We start from the raw sequence: 15,962 nt of genomic DNA on the forward strand, positions 1-15,962 counted from the left end.
AAGTTTTAAAATAAAAAATGGAAGAAGTTCTTTTTGGCTGTCTTCTGCCTTTTTAACTTTCATTGCCCAAGCTCTTTGCATATCTTATAAAAAACAAGGGGGGCTAAACATGATTATTGTATCAGGACAATTGCTCCGTCCCCAGGATATTGAAAATTGGCAGATTGATCAAAATCTGAATCCGCTGTTAAAAGAGATGATTGAGACACCTGTTCAGTTTGATTATCATTCAATTGCTGAACTGATGTTTGAGCTTAAACTGCGGATGAATATTGTAGCAGCGGCAAAGACGCTGCACAAAAGCGGGGCGAAGTTTGCCACTTTTTTAAAAACATACGGGAATACAACGTATTGGAGGGTTTCACCGGAGGGCGCCTTGGAGCTGAAATACAGAATGCCGCCTTCAAAAGCGATTCGGGACATTGCTGAGAACGGCCCGTTTTATGCGTTTGAATGCGCAACCGCAATCGTTATCATTTATTACTTGGCCTTAATCGATACAATCGGAGAAGATAAATTCAATGCCAGCTTTGACAGAATTATTTTATATGACTGGCATTATGAGAAATTGCCGATATATACGGAAACAGGACACCACTTTTTCCTTGGAGATTGTTTGTATTTTAAGAATCCTGAATTTGATCCGCAAAAGGCGCAATGGAGAGGCGAAAATGTAATTTTACTGGGGGAAGATAAATATTTTGCCCATGGTCTTGGAATCTTAAACGGACAGCAAATTATTGATAAGCTGAATTCTTTTAGGAAAAAAGGAGCCTTACAGTCAGCCTACCTTCTGTCTCAGGCGACCAGACTGGATGTTCCGTCTCTTTTCCGCATCGTCCGCTAAAAAGCCCCATCGCCTATTTTCCGGACGATGGGGTTTCAAATGCCTTTCGTTTTCGATAGAAGGGGGCTGTGCCGAAATATTGGTTCGCAGCCCACTCCATTTTTTCAAGGTCATTTCTTGTCACGATTGGATCCTGGCTGCTCCATTTGATAAAGCGGACAAAATAGTAGCCTTTGATAGGAACCATTGTAACTTTTGAGTGAGGCCAGCCTTCAAATACAAACTCAATTTTCCCTCTTTTTTTATAAGAATATTGAAGAATGTTCATATCTGTCACCTCAGTTTATCAAGTTACGTTCGGCAAAGCTCGGTACGTTTACATCCATTGATTGACTATCCCTCATGCAGGCTTTCCTGAAAACAAAGGATGAGGCGCGTGTCTCTTTCCCGCGCTTTTTATTTTGCATATGGATTAGCTTTTCGAGCATGTCGTGACTGAGATAGCCGAATGCCAAGCGCGCCTTCATTCGATAAAGCGGCAGCCGAGGCGGGGGTGACAAGCCCTCCGGCTATCGGCGCTTGTTCAGCGATCATGCTTTTGTCACTATTATCCCATCATTTTGATATAGCATGTCCGGGTGCGAGGGCCGTCAAATTCGCAGAAATAAATGCCCTGCCACGTTCCAAGAATGAGCCGGCCGTTTTCCACAATGACATGCTGTGAAGCTCCGACCGTACTCGACTTCATGTGTGCAGCTGTATTGCCCTCCATATGGCGGTCCAGCTCATGTTCCCACGGATATACCTCATCAAACCTTCTGAGCATATCTTTTTTGACGTCCGGATCGGCATTTTCATTAATTGTAATACCTGCCGTCGTATGCGGACAGTAAATCAGCGCTGCGCCGCTCGTTATACCTGTTTCTTGAAGAAACGCTTCCACCTCCCGGGTGATATCAATCATTTCATCTCGTTTTGTCGTTTTGATTTGCAGTGTTTTCAGCATTTGTTTCTCCTTTCTTTTGTCCGCTCTATTAATTCGTTCTGTGTTCTTTTTTTCCTGTTAAACCGCTCTCATAAACCTGATACAACAAAAAAAAACTCCAGTCTAAGGCTGGAGATTAGCGCCATAGATATATTCTTGCTTCATACGGCTTTAAGAGTACTGATGTCATATGCTTGTGCGGCTCTGTTTCAATATTTGACAAGACGAGTGCATCTGATGACAATGGCAATCCAGAGTGCTTGAACAACGCCGGTGTTCCTGTCAGATTGGCCGCAATCAGTGCAGTATGGCTCTCGTTTTTCCGAAGATATGCAAAGATTTGCTGATCTTCCGGTAAAATGAGCTCGTATGTCCCGTTAATAAAAACATCATATGTTTGGCGCAGCTTGATCAAGCTTTTGTAAAAATGGTAAACGGATGATTTATCGTTTTTTTGCGCCTCGGCATTCAGCCATTTGTAATTCTCATTGATTCGGATCCACGGTTTGGCCTCAGAAAATCCGGCGTATGGACCAGCATTCCATTGCATCGGCGTTCGTGAATTGTCTCTTCCCTTTTTCCAGACAATCTTCATCACATCCTCGTGTGATGTGCCTTTCGCCGTTTTTGATTCATACAGGCGTTTCATTGCGACATCATCATAGTCCTCAATAGATGGAAAAGCCACGTTCGTCATCCCGAGTTCCTGTCCCTGATAAATAAACGGTGTGCCTTTCATGAGAAAATAAACAGCGGAAAGCGCTTTTGCACTTTCTTTCAGGTACACTCCGTCATCTCCCCACACAGAAACTGAACGGGGCTGGTCGTGATTCTCCATAAACAAAGCATTCCAGCCGATCCCTTCCAGACTGTCCTGCCAGTCAGTTAAAATTCGTTTAAATGCAACGATATCAATACTTTCATTAATCTCTACATCCCACAGGCCGAGATGCTCAAATTGAAAAATCATGCTGAATATGCCGTTTTTTTCTCCAGCCCAATCAGCTGCTTCTTTTGCAGCGACGCCGTTTGCTTCACCAACTGTCATAATCGGATAGCGGGAAAATGTGTTTTCCTTCAGCTCTGTTAACAAATCCATAATACCGTCAGCATTCATATGATAAGGAAAGGAAGGGACATAGTCCAATCCCTTTGGATTCGGCATGTCGGGAAACCCTTCTTTTTTCTTAATATGCGTAATGGCATCCACCCGAAATCCGTCAATTCCTTTATCAAGCCACCAATTGATCATGTCATAAACGGCATTCCTCACCTTTTCATTTTCCCAATTCAAATCAGGCTGTTTTTTATCAAAAAGGTGAAGATAATACTGGCTTGTCTTTTGATCATACTCCCAAGCCGCCCCGCCGAAAATGCTTTCCCAATTGTTAGGCGCTTTTCCGTTTTTGCCGTCTTTCCAAATATACCAGTCGCGCTTTTCCGAGTGTATAGATGAACGGGATTCTATGAACCATGGATGTTCGTCGCTTGTGTGGTTCACAACGAGATCCATAATCAGCTTCATATCCAGATCATGAATGTCACCAAGCAGCTCGTCAAAATCTTCCATGGTGCCAAACTCGCTTAATATGTTTTGATAATCCCTGATATCATAGCCATTATCGGCATTCGGTGAATCATACAGCGGGCAAATCCATATGACGTCAGCGCCCAGCTCTTTTATGTAAGAAAGCTTGGATCTGATTCCTTGAATATCCCCGATTCCGTCGCCATTTGAATCTTTAAAACTGCGGGGGTAAATTTGGTAAACAACGGCTTCCTTCCACCAAGCCTTTTTCATACAGCCACTCCTTCCCAGTGTCCATCTTATATATCCTATGTAGAAAAAAGGCTTTACAGCATTGCTTTTTAAGAAATGACTTGATGACACAAAAAACAGCCGTTCGTTCCCCGGCTGTTTTTTATCAAAAATCGGTTTTTTTTATTTCTACAAAACGGATGTGATGATCTTCGGCGTCGAGGATTTTAAATTCACAGCCCTCCGCGTGTATCACATCTCCTGCTTTCAGCTCCATTTTTTGCGTTAGAAGCCAGCCTGCAATCGTATCAATTTCTTCATTTTCAATCGCAATGTCGAGCAGGTCATTCACTTCGTCTATTAGCGCTTTTCCATCCATCACATAATGGTGCTCGCCCTTTTTCAGGATGTGCGGTGTTTCATCCTGATCATACTCATCGCGGATTTCCCCGACGATTTCCTCGATAATATCCTCTACAGTGACAAGCCCCGCCGTTCCCCCGTATTCATCTACGAGAATCGCCATGTGAATCCGCTCCTTCTGCATGCGGATTAAAAGCTGCTGAACAGGAATGCTTTCAATGACTCTGATAACGGGCCTCATGATTTGATTCAGCTTTATCGGCTGGCCAAGAAAATAAGCTTTAAACATATCTTTGCTGTTGATGATCCCTAAAATATGATCCTTGTCATCTTTGATGACAGGGTAGCGTGTATACCGTTCATTAATGATAAGATGAATTGCCTCTTCAAGCGACTGCTCCAGAGAGATAACCGCAATTTCTGTCCGCGGAATCATAATCTCTCTCGCTACCCGGTTGTCAAATTCAAAAATCTTATTTACATAGCGGAATTCAGACTGATTGATTTCTCCCTTTTCATAGCTTTCTGAAAGGATCAGCCTCAGTTCCTCCTCGCTGATGACAACCTCATGCTCCTTCACTGAATGAAAGCCAAACAATTTCACAAGAAAACTTGCAGAGCCGTTTAATGCTTTAATAAACGGGTACGTGATTTTATAAAACCAGATCAGCGGCTTTGCAATCCATAAGCTTACAGCTTCAGCTTTTTGAATAGAAACCGTTTTCGGGGCAAGCTCCCCCATCACCACATGCAAAAAAGTGACGATGATAAATGCAACTACAAATGTGACAATGTGGTTAAACGGTTCCGGCATGCCTGTCATTGTAAATAAGGGATGAAGAAAACGTTCAAATGTAGGTTCACCAAGCCATCCAAGGCCGAGGGCAGTAATCGTAATCCCGAGCTGGCAGGCTGATAAATACTCGTCAAGATTGGAGATGATTTTATGTGCGGCTAGCGCTCGGCTGTCACCGCTTTCGATGAGCTGATTGATTTTTGAACCTCTGATTTTGACGATCGCAAATTCCGCTGCAACGAAAACAGCCGTAATGCCAATCAAAACAAAAATGGCGATCAGTTGTAAAATAAGCAAAAAAAGCCCTTACCATAAATGGTAAGGGGCCACCTCCTTAACGTTAATTCTCATCACGACCGTTTAAGAAAATCATCACAAAACGAAGTAGTTCAAACAGGGATACCAGGGCGGCGGCCACATACGTTAAGGCAGCAGCGCTCAGCACTTTATTTACCCCATTTTCTTCATTGTTTCGGATGAATCCTTCTGACACAATAATCTGCTTCGCACGTGAACTTGCATTGAATTCGACAGGCAATGTAATCAGCTGAAAAAAGACAGCCGCTGAAAACAGTATGATGCCAAGCCCGATCAGATTCAGGCTGCCGAGAAGCATGCCTCCTAAGAAAAGCAAAGGAGCTACACCGGATGCAAAATTTACGACTGGGAAGATTTTATGTCTCAGCACAAGCGCACCATATGACTCCTGATGCTGCAAGGCATGTCCGACTTCATGGGAAGCTACGGATATGGCGGAAATTGAGCGGCCGTAATAGACCGGCTCAGATAAACGCACCACCCGTCTTGTCGGGTCGTAATGGTCTGTTAAAGTGCCTCTTACCGGTTCGACCGGCACGTCGTAAAGACCGTTTATATCTAAAATCCGTCTTGCGGTTTCTGCCCCTGTACGTCCGCTTGAGGCTTCCACTTTTGAATATTTTTCAAAGTTGCTCTTTACTTTAAATTGTGCCCAAAACGACAATCCCAATGCGGCTATTGTTAAAAATATAAACAGCATTTTTTCATCATCCTTTTTCCATGATCATTTCTCTATTACGATTATTTTAATGAGTTTTCTTTCCCGTGTACAGAAATGCGCTTTTTCTTCCGGCTTGGAGCACACAATCCAATCAGCAAAAAGAACAGGCCTGCTGAAAACAAATAAAAGGCGAAACTGCCGGCCAGTTCTTTCAGAAAATGAAGCCAGGAGAAGCTGCCGGAAAAGTGATTATATGAATTCAAATCGAAAATAAACAAAATCACCGCGGATGCTGCCAGCTGCGTACCGATCAAAACCACGATCGTTCTTTGAAAGATCGTCATCTTTTTCATCCTTTTTGTTTTAGTTTATGGAGAAATCCGGTTTTATATGTTTTGTACATTTTTTGAAAAACATCACCGGAAGTGGGACATACTGTTAGAAAAAAGCACGGGTGTGATGGAAGCTATGAAAGTGACGAGTGAGGAAAGGGAACAGCTGAGCACAGCAATCGACCGAATGAATGAAGGACTGGACGCGTTTATCCAGCTTTATAATGAATCGGAAATTGATGAACCGCTTATTCAGCTTGATGATGATACAGCCGAGTTAATGAAGCAGGCCCGAGATAAGTACGGCCAGGAAAAGCTAAATGAGAAATTAAATACAATTATTAAACAGATTTTATCCATCTCAGTATCTGAAGAAGGAGAAAAAGAATGAAATCAAATCGGATATTTATTTCATGGCTCAGGTGGCCGTTATTTATCCGAATCGGGGTTATTATTTTATGTCTGATTCTTTTGTTCGGCCAAATTATTTATATACTTGAGCCTAAGCAGTTCACTTCGGTATTCGAAGGCATTTGGTGGGCTGTCGTAACGGTTTCGACAGTCGGTTATGGAGACTATGTGCCGCACACGCCGCTGGGACAGGCAGCCGGAATACTGCTGATTTTGAGCGGAGCAAGCTTTGTCACAGCATATTTCGCTACGTTATCAGCGGCCGCATTCAGCAGACAGCATCGCTACATCGAAGGAAAAGTTGCTTACAAAGGCCGAGACCACATCATTCTGATCGGGTGGAATGAAAAAACAAACCGGCTTTTGAAGGACCTTCAGCTTGCCGCCCCTTCCAAAACAGTCGTACTAATCGATGAATCCTTGACAGAAGGCCCGCTTATTGAAAACGTTCATTTCATACGCGGGCACGCTGCCGATGATGGGACACTGAAACGGGCCAATATTACTGAAGCGGAATCAGTGATGATTACTGCCGATCAGTATAAAAGTGAAACTGATGCTGATATGCTGTCAGTGCTGACTCTTTTATCTGTTAAAGGGCTTAATCCCCTTGCTTACTGCATCGTCGAGATTTTGACTGACCGTTTTGTCACCAATGCGGAGCGGGCAGGTGCAAACCAAATCATCGGAACTTCAGAATTTATCAGCCGGGCGATGCTGCAGCATTACCAAGTCAAGTTACGGCCGTCTAAACAGCAGAACGGAATCAAGCTGACACTTGATCAGCATGTGGAGCTTCTTGCTGTTCCTGACGAACTAAAGGGAGCGGCTTACAAAACCTGTGTTCTCTATTTCCTTGATCACAACACAACAATTATAGGCGTACAAAAAGAGGAGGGGCCGATGATTTCCCCTCCTCTTACATACAAGGTGCTCGAAACAGACCAATTCCTTGCCATCTAGTGTAACAGAACATCCTCCAATTCTTTCACGAGAGAGGCGCCGATATCCAAAAATGCCGGATCAATTTCCGCGTCCCGCCTTTCCGGTTCGGAAAATTGATTAAACAGTGATTGGAAAGGCCCTCCCTCGGCGTGATCGTCAACATCCGCCTGAAACACCTGTCTCAGCATAAATGGCGTTCCGATCCGGACGGCCGCCCCTCGTTCATCGAGACTGCCCTGTACCGCATTGACGGGAATTCTTAAAAATAAATAGCCGTCTCTATCATCAATTTTATAATCAAAGTAGCCATGATCGTATTCCCAGCCGCCGTTTATCACATAACCGAGCGGCTTCATCACTTGTTCCAGTTCTTGAAGCAGAAAAGACTGCCCATCTATCGCGGAAGGTATTGGTATCATCAGAATGCCCCTTTTTTCACTTATCCTGTCCCGCCGAACAAGACTTCATTCAGAGGCGCACTACATGGAAATCGTTGTTTCTTTCGCGCGTCCAACAGAAAAGAAAGCGCATTCAATTAAGAAGTAAACAGCCATTGCCGCTGCAAGCCATGCAGCTGAATCCCAAGACACATAAACAACCGTTGCATAGAGTCCTAATTTAGTGAAAAGAGTATGGGTTCGTTTTAAATGCAAAATCCGATGTACCGCATCGGTAAAAAGGGCAAGCGGCAAACCAATGAGAAGAAAGGCGTGGATGAAAAAATGTGACAGCGTGCCGCCAAAGCTTGAAGAAAACTCTGTATACACGGCATCAAAGGAGATAAGGAAACTTAAAATAGCTGCAGAAAAACCGGCAATGATGAGATGTTTAACCAATTGTTTCATGAACATCAGCACCTTTCTGATTTTATAAAAAGCCGACCGGCAAATGCCAGTCAGCTTTCTCACATTAATCTTCCAGACGTTTTTCAAGCTCTGCTTTTTTCTCTTCAAAGCCAGGTTTGCCGAGTAACGCAAACATATTGACTTTATACGCTTCTACACCAGGCTGGTCAAACGGATTGACGCCAAGGAGGTAACCGCTCATCGCGCAGGCTTTTTCGAAGAAATATACAAGGTATCCAAAAGTATATGCATTCAGCTCAGGAATGTTAACGATTAAGTTCGGAACATTTCCGTCTGTATGGGCAAGCATTGTACCTTGGAATGCTTTTTTGTTAACGAAATCAACAGTTTTACCGGCTAAATAGTTCAAGCCGTCAAGATCGTTATCCGCTTCCTCAATTGTCAGTTCATGTTTAGGCTTCTCTACGTTCAGGACCGTTTCGAATAAATCTCTGCGGCCTTCTTGTACATACTGGCCTAAAGAATGAAGGTCTGTTGAATAGTTCGCTGAAGAAGGATAAATGCCCTTCTCATCTTTCCCTTCGCTTTCTCCGAACAGCTGCTTCCACCATTCCGCAAAGTATTGAAGCGCCGGTTCGTAGTTGATGAGCATTTCAATTGTTTTGCCCTTATTATAAAGGACATTGCGAACAACCGCATATTGGTATGCTGGGTTATCTTCCAGTTCAGATGTTGCAAAATCTTTGCTCGCATCCAGGGCGCCTTTCATCATGTCATCAATGTTGACGCCGCTGACAGCAATCGGCAAGAGACCTACAGCTGTTAAAACTGAATAACGGCCGCCGACATCGTCAGGAATAACGAATGATTCGAAGCCTTCTTCGTTAGAAAGCGTTTTTAATGCGCCGCGCTCTTTATCAGTTGTTGCATAAATCCGCGCTTTCGCTTCTTCTTTACCGTATTTCTCTTCAAGAAGCTTGCGGAAAATACGGAAAGCGATTGCAGGTTCAGTTGTCGTACCTGATTTAGAAATCACATTAATAGAGAAGTCAACATCTTCAAGAAGATCCATGACGTCTCTCATATAAGATGAACTGATGTTGTTCCCGATAAAAATGACTTGCGGATTGCCGCGTTTTGCTTTTGGCAAAGTGTTATAAAACGCGTGATTCAGCGCTTCAATCGCTGCCCGCGCTCCAAGATAAGAACCGCCAATGCCGACAACAAGCAAGACATCAGAGTCAGATTTGATTTTTTCCGCACTTTTTTTGATGCGCGCGAATTCTTCTTTATCATAATGTTCAGGGAGGTCCACCCAGCCTAGAAAATCGCTGCCCGCGCCTGTTTTTTCATGGATATTATGGTGTGCTGTTTTTACAAAGTCCCGCAGATATGTAAGTTCATGTTCGTTGAAGAAAGTCAACGCTTTTGAGTAGTCAAAGCGTACATGCGTCATTGCTTGTCCCTCCATAACGGTATAATGTTTTCATCTTTCACTTTATATGAACTTATCTGTGAAATCAAGTCAAGAAGAAAGGGCGGAATGACTGGATTCCGCCCTTTGAGTTTATAGAGACGCGCGAAGGATGGCAAGCACGTCATCTTTGTTCAGTTTTTGGAAGTTGCCGAAGCCGCCGTGTTCCATTTCCTTGGCTGCGATATCAGCAATCAGCTCAAGCTTTTCTTCTCCAATATTGTAATCAGCAAGACGGGAAGGTGCACCGAGGCTTGTCCAGAACGCAGACAGTTTATCGATTCCTTCAAGCGCAATTTCTTTATCTGTTTTGCCTTCAGTATCAATGTCAAACATGTTGAGCATAAGGTTTTTAAAACGGCCTACATTTGTATCAAGCGTGTATCTCATCCAGTTTGGGAACAGTATTGCCAAACCGCCCGCGTGCGGAATATCATATACAGCTGAAACAGCGTGTTCCATTGTATGAGAAGCCCAGTCACCGAAGTATCCCATTTGGAGCGTGCCGTTTAAAGCAATAGTACCAGCATACAAAATCGTTTCACGAAGTTCGTAGTTTTCCAGATCTTCAAGAAGCTTAGGAGCTGTTTCGATGACCGTCTGCAAAACAGCAAAGCACATTCTATCCTGAAGCGGCGTGTTTTCAACATTATGGAAGTATTGTTCGAATACGTGGCTCATCATGTCAACCATGCCGTATACTGTTTGATTTTCTGGAACGGTGAACGTATTTTCAGGGTCTAAAATAGAGAAACGCGGATGAGTGACATTGCTGCCCCATACAAATTTCTCGTTTGTTTCCCAGTTTGTAATCACGGAATCAGGGTTCATTTCAGACCCTGTTGCAGCAAGAGTTAAAACAGTGCCAAACGGCAGCGCATCCTCCGCTGTTACTTTTTTGCTGAAAATATCCCAAGCGTCGCCATCGTATTTGACGCCCGCTGCGATTGCCTTTGTACAGTCAATCACACTGCCTCCGCCTACAGCAAGCAGAAAATCAATGTCATGCTCTCTGCAAAGTCCTATGCCTTTTTCCACTGTTGCAAGACGCGGGTTCGGCTCTACACCTGACAGCTCATGAACAACAGCGCCCTCTTCTTTTAAAATGCCTGTGACTTGATCATAAAGGCCGTTGCGTTTAATGCTGCCGCCCCCGTAAACAAGCAGTACATTCTTGCCGTATCGTTTGAATTCTTTTCTTAATTGTTCAAGCTGACCTTTTCCAAAAATCAGCTTTGTTGGATTATAATAAGTGAAATTTTCCATAGTAAAACCTCCAAATGATGCTTGTAAAAAACAGATTTTCCATTGTAACATACGTTGACAAAAAGAAAAAGGGAAGCAGCCAAACGGCTATTTCCCCTTTTTTTATAGAGATGCTTTCAAAATTGACAGCACATCTTCTTTGTTGAGTGATTTAAATTGGCCGAATGTACCGTTAGCCATTGCCTTGTCAGCAATTGTGTCAAGCTGCTCATCATTAATATCATAATCAGCAAGACGGTTCGGAGCGCCAAGGCTTGTCCAGAATGCGGACAGCTTATCGATACCTTCAAGTGCGATTTCTTCATCTGTTTTACCTGCTTCTTCAACATCAAACACGCGAACTGCAAGCTGTTTCATGCGGGCAGGGTTTTCAGACAATGTGTGTCTCATCCAGTTCGGGAACAAAATTGCCAGTCCGCCGGCATGCGGAATATCATAAACGGCTGATACTGCATGTTCAATATTATGAGTAGCCCAATCCCCTCTTGCCCCCATAGAAAGCATGCCGTTTAATGCGATTGTTCCTGTGTACAGGATTGTCTCACGCAATTCGTAATTTTCGAGATCATTAATCAGCTTAGGCGCTGTTTCAATGACTGTACGCAGAAGTGATTCACACATGCGGTCCTGATACGGCGTGTTTGATACATGGTGGAAGTATTGTTCGAATACGTGGCTCATCATGTCAACCATCCCGTAGATCGTGTGGTTTTTAGGTACGGTGAATGTATTCACCGGATCAAGAATCGAGAATTTCGGGAATACGAGCGGGCTGCCCCAGCCGTATTTTTCTTTTGTTTCCCAGTTTGTAATAACAGATCCTGAGTTCATTTCTGAACCAGTCGCAGCGAGAGTCAATACTGTTCCGAATGGTAAAGCATCTTTTGGCTGATGTTTTTTCGTAACGATATCCCACGCATCACCATCATACTTCGCTCCTGCGGCAATCGCTTTTGTACAGTCGATTACGCTTCCGCCTCCGACAGCCAGCAAGAAATCAATGTTGTGTTCTTTACAGATGGCAACACCTTTATTAACAGTCGACACTCGCGGATTCGGTTCCACACCTGCTAATTCATGCACGGTTGCTCCGGCTTTATTCAGCTGTTCAATCACTTGATCATACAGGCCGCTGCGTTTAATGCTGCCGCCTCCGTACACAAGCAATACGTTTTTTCCGTAAGGTTTGAGTTCCTCCGGAAGTCTTTCCACTTCGCCGCGCCCGAAAATTAATTTGGTCGGATTCCAGTATGTAAAGTTTTGCATGACATCTCCTCCTTAGATTTTTTATTATGCAGAATGTCCTCACCACATGTAAAGCAATCAGCTCTCACCGATCAGCATACCAGATGGTTTTATTTTGCAGGATGCTGGGAAAGAAGCTGATATAAGCGAGGGCAGGCCAGCTTCCCTCATATGGAGAATGCATGTATAGATTCTCCAATATGTCACAATCTATAACTGTTTTAATAATTCATGGAGGAGGTTGCAAAACATGAGTACCATTCAAAGAATTTGTCTTGTATTAACCATCATTGGCGCCATTAACTGGGGACTGATCGGATTTTTCCAATTTGACTTAGTAGCGGCTATCTTCGGCGGCCAAGGGTCAGCTCTTTCCCGAATCATTTACGGACTTGTCGGAATCGCCGGCTTAATCAACCTCGGTCTGCTATTTAAGCCAAACGAGGAAAGATCACGTGAAGAAGCAGCAAATCCTGAAATGCGATAGGATATCAATCACGCTGAAATAGGATTTTGCATGAAATCAAAAGCACCGAACATTCCTGTCCGGTGCTTTTTTCATGCTTATTTTTTGATAAGGTCTTTGCGGTTGGACATTTCGATCCACTCTTCAAGCTTATCTTTTAATGTGTTGAAACCTTGTGGTGTAGAAGCTTCTTCGCTTACGTGAGCAGCTTTAGGTTTTCTTGGTTTGCTTTCTTTTTTCTCAGGCGCAGCTTGTGTCGCACGAATTGAAAGGCTGATTTTGCCTTTTTCTTCATCAACAGCAAGTACCTTTACTTGTACTTCGTCGCCAACTGAAAGGTGCTCGTTGATATCTTTTACGAAACCGTGAGTCACTTCAGAAATGTGTACTAAACCTTGAGTTTCTTCATCTAATGCAACAAACGCACCATACGCTTGTAATCCTGTAACTTTACCAGTGTAAACACTGCCCACTTCAAATTTTGCTGCCATTCATAACAACTCCTAAGTTAAATTATATATCTGTTTATACGCAATTTAAAATTATATCATACATGTCTTATTTCCGCAAAGAAAACTTTTTTATAAAAAATCAGGTTTATGCACAGCAAAAAGGGGGTAAACTGAAAAATACCAAAGGCTTTCTAGTATTCCCCCCTTTTATTGGATGCGAACAAAAGGTTCGTATCTTTTTTTATGTTGTTTTGTGCAGGAAGCGTTTCATTCTGACTAACGCTTCTTGAAGCTGTTCAATCGAGGTTGCGTATGAACAACGGATATATCCCTCACCGCTCGGACCAAACACACTTCCAGGAACAACTGCCACTTTTTCCTGCGTAAGTAGCTCCTCAGCAAACTGTTCTGAGCTCATTCCCGTGCTTTTAATAGATGGAAAAGCATAGAAAGCGCCGCCCGGATGATGACAGCTGAGACCGATTTCATTGAGCGATTCTACAAACAGATTCCGTCTTCTTCGATAGCTTTTTTTCATTTTTTCTACGTCTTCCATGCCGTTCTTCAGGCCTTCAAGGGCGGCAAACTGCGCCATTGCGGGCGCGCACATCATCGCATACTGATGAATTTTAAGCATTGCATCCCGAAGCAAGGATGGTGCCGCAGCAAAACCGAGCCTCCAGCCCGTCATTGCAAATGCTTTTGAAAAGCCTGAGATGACTACCGTCCGTTCCTTCATTCCCGGTAATGCCGCTATACTTGTAAATTCCTCATCATATGTCAGCTCTGCGTAGATCTCGTCGGCTAAAACGATGACATCATGTTTTTTGGCAAACTCAGCAATCTCATTCAGCTCTTCCTTCGAATAAACCGAACCTGTCGGATTCGATGGTGAGCAGATGAGAATGGCCTTTGTTTTTTCAGTGACTGCCGCTTCAAAATCAGCAGCCGTTGCTTTAAATCCTTTGTCTGCCGTTGTATGAACGTGAACCGGGATACCGCCTGCCAAAGAAACAAGCGCATCGTACGCCACAAAACACGGCTCAGGAATGATGACCTCCTCACCTGGATTCACAATGGCGCGGATCGCAATATCCAAAGCCTGACTTGCCCCCACTGTCACAATCAGCTCATTATCTGGCGAGTAGCTAAGGTCAAACCTGTTGCTCAAATAACGGCTGATTTCCTCCCGCAATGAGTATAAACCCGCATTGGCCGTGTATGACGTATATCCTTGTTCAAGAGAGAGAATGCTTGCTTCGCGGACATTCCACGCGGTAACAAAATCAGGCTCGCCGACGCCTAAAGAAATGACGCCTTCCATCGTTGCCGCCAAATCAAAGAATTTGCGGATGCCGGACGGCTTTATTTGTTGTACATAGTCAGATAAATACGAAGTCATTTACGGGGACACCACGATTCTTTTGTCGTCGTCTCCTGTTTCAAACACTTTGCCGTCATGCTTGTATTTTTTCAGGATAAAATGAGTTGTCGTAGATACAACTGAATCAAGTGTGGACAGTTTATCCGAAACAAAACGCGCTACGTCAGACATCGAATTGCCGCGAATCACGACAGACAAATCGTATACGCCTGACATCAGGTAAACTGATTCAACCTCTTGGAATCGGTAAATCCGTTCCGCCACTTCATCAAAACCGACGCCCCGCTTCGGTGTTACTTTGACGTCGATCATGGCCGTAACGCCCTCATGTCCGTCTACTTTTCGCCAATCAATCATAGCGGAATAATCGATAATAACCTTTTCTTTCTCCAGTTTGTCAATAATTGTTTTTACTTCATTTACAGGGATGCCCGCCATCTTTGCGATTGTTTCTAAATCGGCGCGGCTGTTTTCGTCTAAAATTTCTAATATTTCTGTTTCTTTTTCTGTCAATTTCATTTGATTCACACCTTTGCAATGTCAAGAAATCTCATGACATTATATCACGTTTTTTGACGAATGCTAAGAAAAAACGAGGAGAAACTTCCGCTAGAATTGACAATTTCAGGGCATAATACAACCATCAAAAAAAGGGAGTGACACAGAATGGAGGCGGTTTCACCAATAAGGCGGTTTACGGTCGATGGAGTCAACGTATACTACGAACATTATCAAAATCCCGGCAGACAAACGCTGGTCTGCGTACACGGTTTTTTATCATCAGCATTCAGCTTCAGAAAAGTAATTCCTCTCCTTCGGGACAAGTACGACATCATCGCGCTTGATTTGCCTCCTTTCGGCCAATCTGAAAAATCAAGAACGTTTATCTATACCTATCAAAACCTTGCTAAGCTTGTAATTGGGATTTTGGAGCACTTGCAAGTGAAACAGGCTGTGCTTGTCGGGCATTCTATGGGCGGGCAGATATCGCTGTCTGCTGCTCTCCAAAAGCCTGAGCTTTTTTCAAAGATTGTGCTACTTTGCAGTTCAGGGTATTTAAAACGTTCACACCCGACGATTATTTTCGGGACCCATATCCCGTATTTTCATCTTTACATCAAACGCTGGCTCTCGAAAGAAGGCGTGATGAAAAATTTATTAAATGTGGTGCATGACAAATCGCTGATTGATGAGGAGATGATTGACGGCTATGGCAGACCGTTTCAGGACGAGCAGATTTTCAAAGCCATGACAAGGTTTATCCGCCACAGAGAAGGAGATTTAGAACCCGAGCAATTGAAGAAAATGAACAAGCCTGCTCTATTGATTTGGGGCGAGGAGGATCGAATTGTCCCAATGGAGATCGGTAAACGGCTGCACGCAGATTTGCCTAATTCCGTGCTGTACTCACTTGGCCAGACCGGACATCTGGTGCCTGAAGAACGGCCTGAACTTATTTCTGAACACATTGCTGATTTTATCAAATAACAAAAAAACCGGTGCTGAACCGGT

At 43.6% G+C, this 15,962-nt stretch carries 20 protein-coding genes and 1 pseudogene; 5 read left to right on the plus strand and 16 right to left on the minus strand.

Annotation, left to right across the window (positions count from 1 at the left end):
* The first annotated feature begins 109 nt into the window (after window positions 1-109).
* A complete protein-coding gene (locus tag AC0OMU_RS16685) occupies window positions 110-847 on the plus strand; it encodes a protein-glutamine gamma-glutamyltransferase (RefSeq protein ID WP_015384485.1) in 738 nt (245 codons plus the stop codon).
* Window positions 848-860: 13 nt separating this feature from the next.
* Here AC0OMU_RS16685 and AC0OMU_RS16690 read toward each other — a convergent pair whose 3' ends face one another.
* The 8 genes and pseudogenes from AC0OMU_RS16690 to AC0OMU_RS16725 form a co-directional block, all read right to left on the minus strand.
* Window positions 861-1,115: a hypothetical protein gene (locus AC0OMU_RS16690; protein WP_003244393.1), complete on the minus strand. Its 255-nt coding sequence runs from the start codon at window positions 1,113-1,115 to the stop codon at window positions 861-863.
* A gap of 128 nt (window positions 1,116-1,243) precedes the next feature.
* Window positions 1,244-1,381 (minus strand): hypothetical protein, encoded by a 138-nt coding sequence (locus AC0OMU_RS16695; protein WP_015384487.1) that lies wholly within the window; start codon window positions 1,379-1,381, stop codon window positions 1,244-1,246.
* 13 nt (window positions 1,382-1,394) lie between these two features.
* Window positions 1,395-1,793: a secondary thiamine-phosphate synthase enzyme YjbQ gene (locus AC0OMU_RS16700; RefSeq protein WP_003243483.1), complete on the minus strand. Its 399-nt coding sequence runs from the start codon at window positions 1,791-1,793 to the stop codon at window positions 1,395-1,397.
* A pseudogene (locus AC0OMU_RS16705) lies at window positions 1,753-1,881 on the minus strand (hypothetical protein). The gene AC0OMU_RS16700 and the pseudogene AC0OMU_RS16705 overlap by 41 nt, the downstream one beginning before the upstream one ends.
* Window positions 1,882-1,908: 27 nt before the next feature.
* Window positions 1,909-3,573, minus strand: coding sequence for a glycoside hydrolase family 13 protein (locus tag AC0OMU_RS16710; RefSeq protein WP_474241348.1), 1,665 nt, complete (start codon window positions 3,571-3,573; stop codon window positions 1,909-1,911).
* A gap of 124 nt (window positions 3,574-3,697) precedes the next feature.
* Complete coding sequence (locus AC0OMU_RS16715; RefSeq protein WP_063334575.1) at window positions 3,698-4,987, minus strand: hemolysin family protein; 1,290 nt, start codon at window positions 4,985-4,987, stop codon at window positions 3,698-3,700.
* Window positions 4,988-5,030: 43 nt separating this feature from the next.
* Window positions 5,031-5,708 carry a zinc metallopeptidase gene (locus AC0OMU_RS16720; protein WP_003228889.1) on the minus strand — a complete coding sequence of 226 codons (678 nt, stop codon included), beginning with the start codon at window positions 5,706-5,708 and terminating at the stop codon, window positions 5,031-5,033.
* A gap of 41 nt (window positions 5,709-5,749) precedes the next feature.
* Window positions 5,750-6,013 carry a YuzI family membrane protein gene (locus tag AC0OMU_RS16725; RefSeq protein ID WP_015483620.1) on the minus strand — a complete coding sequence of 88 codons (264 nt, stop codon included), beginning with the start codon at window positions 6,011-6,013 and terminating at the stop codon, window positions 5,750-5,752.
* 46 nt (window positions 6,014-6,059) lie between these two features.
* Between AC0OMU_RS16725 and mstX the strand changes: the two genes are divergently transcribed.
* Window positions 6,060-6,392: a biofilm formation protein MstX gene (mstX, locus tag AC0OMU_RS16730; protein ID WP_015384492.1), complete on the plus strand. Its 333-nt coding sequence runs from the start codon at window positions 6,060-6,062 to the stop codon at window positions 6,390-6,392.
* Window positions 6,389-7,375 (plus strand): potassium channel protein KbfO, encoded by a 987-nt coding sequence (gene kbfO, locus AC0OMU_RS16735; RefSeq protein WP_015384493.1) that lies wholly within the window; start codon window positions 6,389-6,391, stop codon window positions 7,373-7,375. The genes mstX and kbfO overlap by 4 nt, the downstream gene beginning before the upstream one ends.
* On the opposite strand, the gene AC0OMU_RS16740 is transcribed toward kbfO, so the two are convergent.
* From AC0OMU_RS16740 to AC0OMU_RS16760, 5 genes are all read right to left on the minus strand, one after another.
* Window positions 7,372-7,776 carry a YugN-like family protein gene (locus AC0OMU_RS16740; protein ID WP_003228878.1) on the minus strand — a complete coding sequence of 135 codons (405 nt, stop codon included), beginning with the start codon at window positions 7,774-7,776 and terminating at the stop codon, window positions 7,372-7,374. The genes kbfO and AC0OMU_RS16740 overlap by 4 nt on opposite strands.
* A gap of 60 nt (window positions 7,777-7,836) precedes the next feature.
* Window positions 7,837-8,208 carry a hypothetical protein gene (locus AC0OMU_RS16745; protein ID WP_080010569.1) on the minus strand — a complete coding sequence of 124 codons (372 nt, stop codon included), beginning with the start codon at window positions 8,206-8,208 and terminating at the stop codon, window positions 7,837-7,839.
* A 58-nt stretch (window positions 8,209-8,266) separates the two neighbouring features.
* The gene (locus AC0OMU_RS16750) at window positions 8,267-9,619 is read right to left on the minus strand and encodes a glucose-6-phosphate isomerase (protein WP_003243401.1); all 1,353 of its coding nucleotides are present in this window, start codon (window positions 9,617-9,619) and stop codon (window positions 8,267-8,269) included.
* Window positions 9,620-9,730: 111 nt separating this feature from the next.
* A complete protein-coding gene (locus tag AC0OMU_RS16755) occupies window positions 9,731-10,903 on the minus strand; it encodes an iron-containing alcohol dehydrogenase (RefSeq protein WP_003228872.1) in 1,173 nt (390 codons plus the stop codon).
* Between the two features lie 102 nt (window positions 10,904-11,005).
* Entirely contained in the window at window positions 11,006-12,169 is a 1,164-nt protein-coding gene (locus AC0OMU_RS16760; RefSeq protein ID WP_100505753.1) for an iron-containing alcohol dehydrogenase, read from the minus strand.
* Between the two features lie 229 nt (window positions 12,170-12,398).
* Between AC0OMU_RS16760 and AC0OMU_RS16765 the strand changes: the two genes are divergently transcribed.
* Entirely contained in the window at window positions 12,399-12,635 is a 237-nt protein-coding gene (locus AC0OMU_RS16765; RefSeq protein ID WP_003220771.1) for a DUF378 domain-containing protein, read from the plus strand.
* A gap of 77 nt (window positions 12,636-12,712) precedes the next feature.
* Here the strand turns inward: AC0OMU_RS16765 and yugI are convergent, their stop codons facing one another.
* From yugI to AC0OMU_RS16780, 3 genes are all read right to left on the minus strand, one after another.
* Window positions 12,713-13,105 carry a S1 domain-containing post-transcriptional regulator GSP13 gene (gene yugI / locus AC0OMU_RS16770; protein WP_014477809.1) on the minus strand — a complete coding sequence of 131 codons (393 nt, stop codon included), beginning with the start codon at window positions 13,103-13,105 and terminating at the stop codon, window positions 12,713-12,715.
* Between the two features lie 202 nt (window positions 13,106-13,307).
* The gene (locus AC0OMU_RS16775; protein ID WP_003228862.1) at window positions 13,308-14,468 is read right to left on the minus strand and encodes an aminotransferase; all 1,161 of its coding nucleotides are present in this window, start codon (window positions 14,466-14,468) and stop codon (window positions 13,308-13,310) included.
* Window positions 14,469-14,969, minus strand: a complete 501-nt coding sequence (locus tag AC0OMU_RS16780) for an Lrp/AsnC family transcriptional regulator (RefSeq protein ID WP_009968070.1) — start codon at window positions 14,967-14,969, stop codon at window positions 14,469-14,471.
* A gap of 147 nt (window positions 14,970-15,116) precedes the next feature.
* Between AC0OMU_RS16780 and AC0OMU_RS16785 the strand changes: the two genes are divergently transcribed.
* Window positions 15,117-15,938, plus strand: a complete 822-nt coding sequence (locus AC0OMU_RS16785) for an alpha/beta fold hydrolase (protein WP_015384498.1) — start codon at window positions 15,117-15,119, stop codon at window positions 15,936-15,938.
* Window positions 15,939-15,962: the final 24 nt, after the last annotated feature.

The organism is Bacillus sp. FAU18 (genome assembly GCF_056033885.1).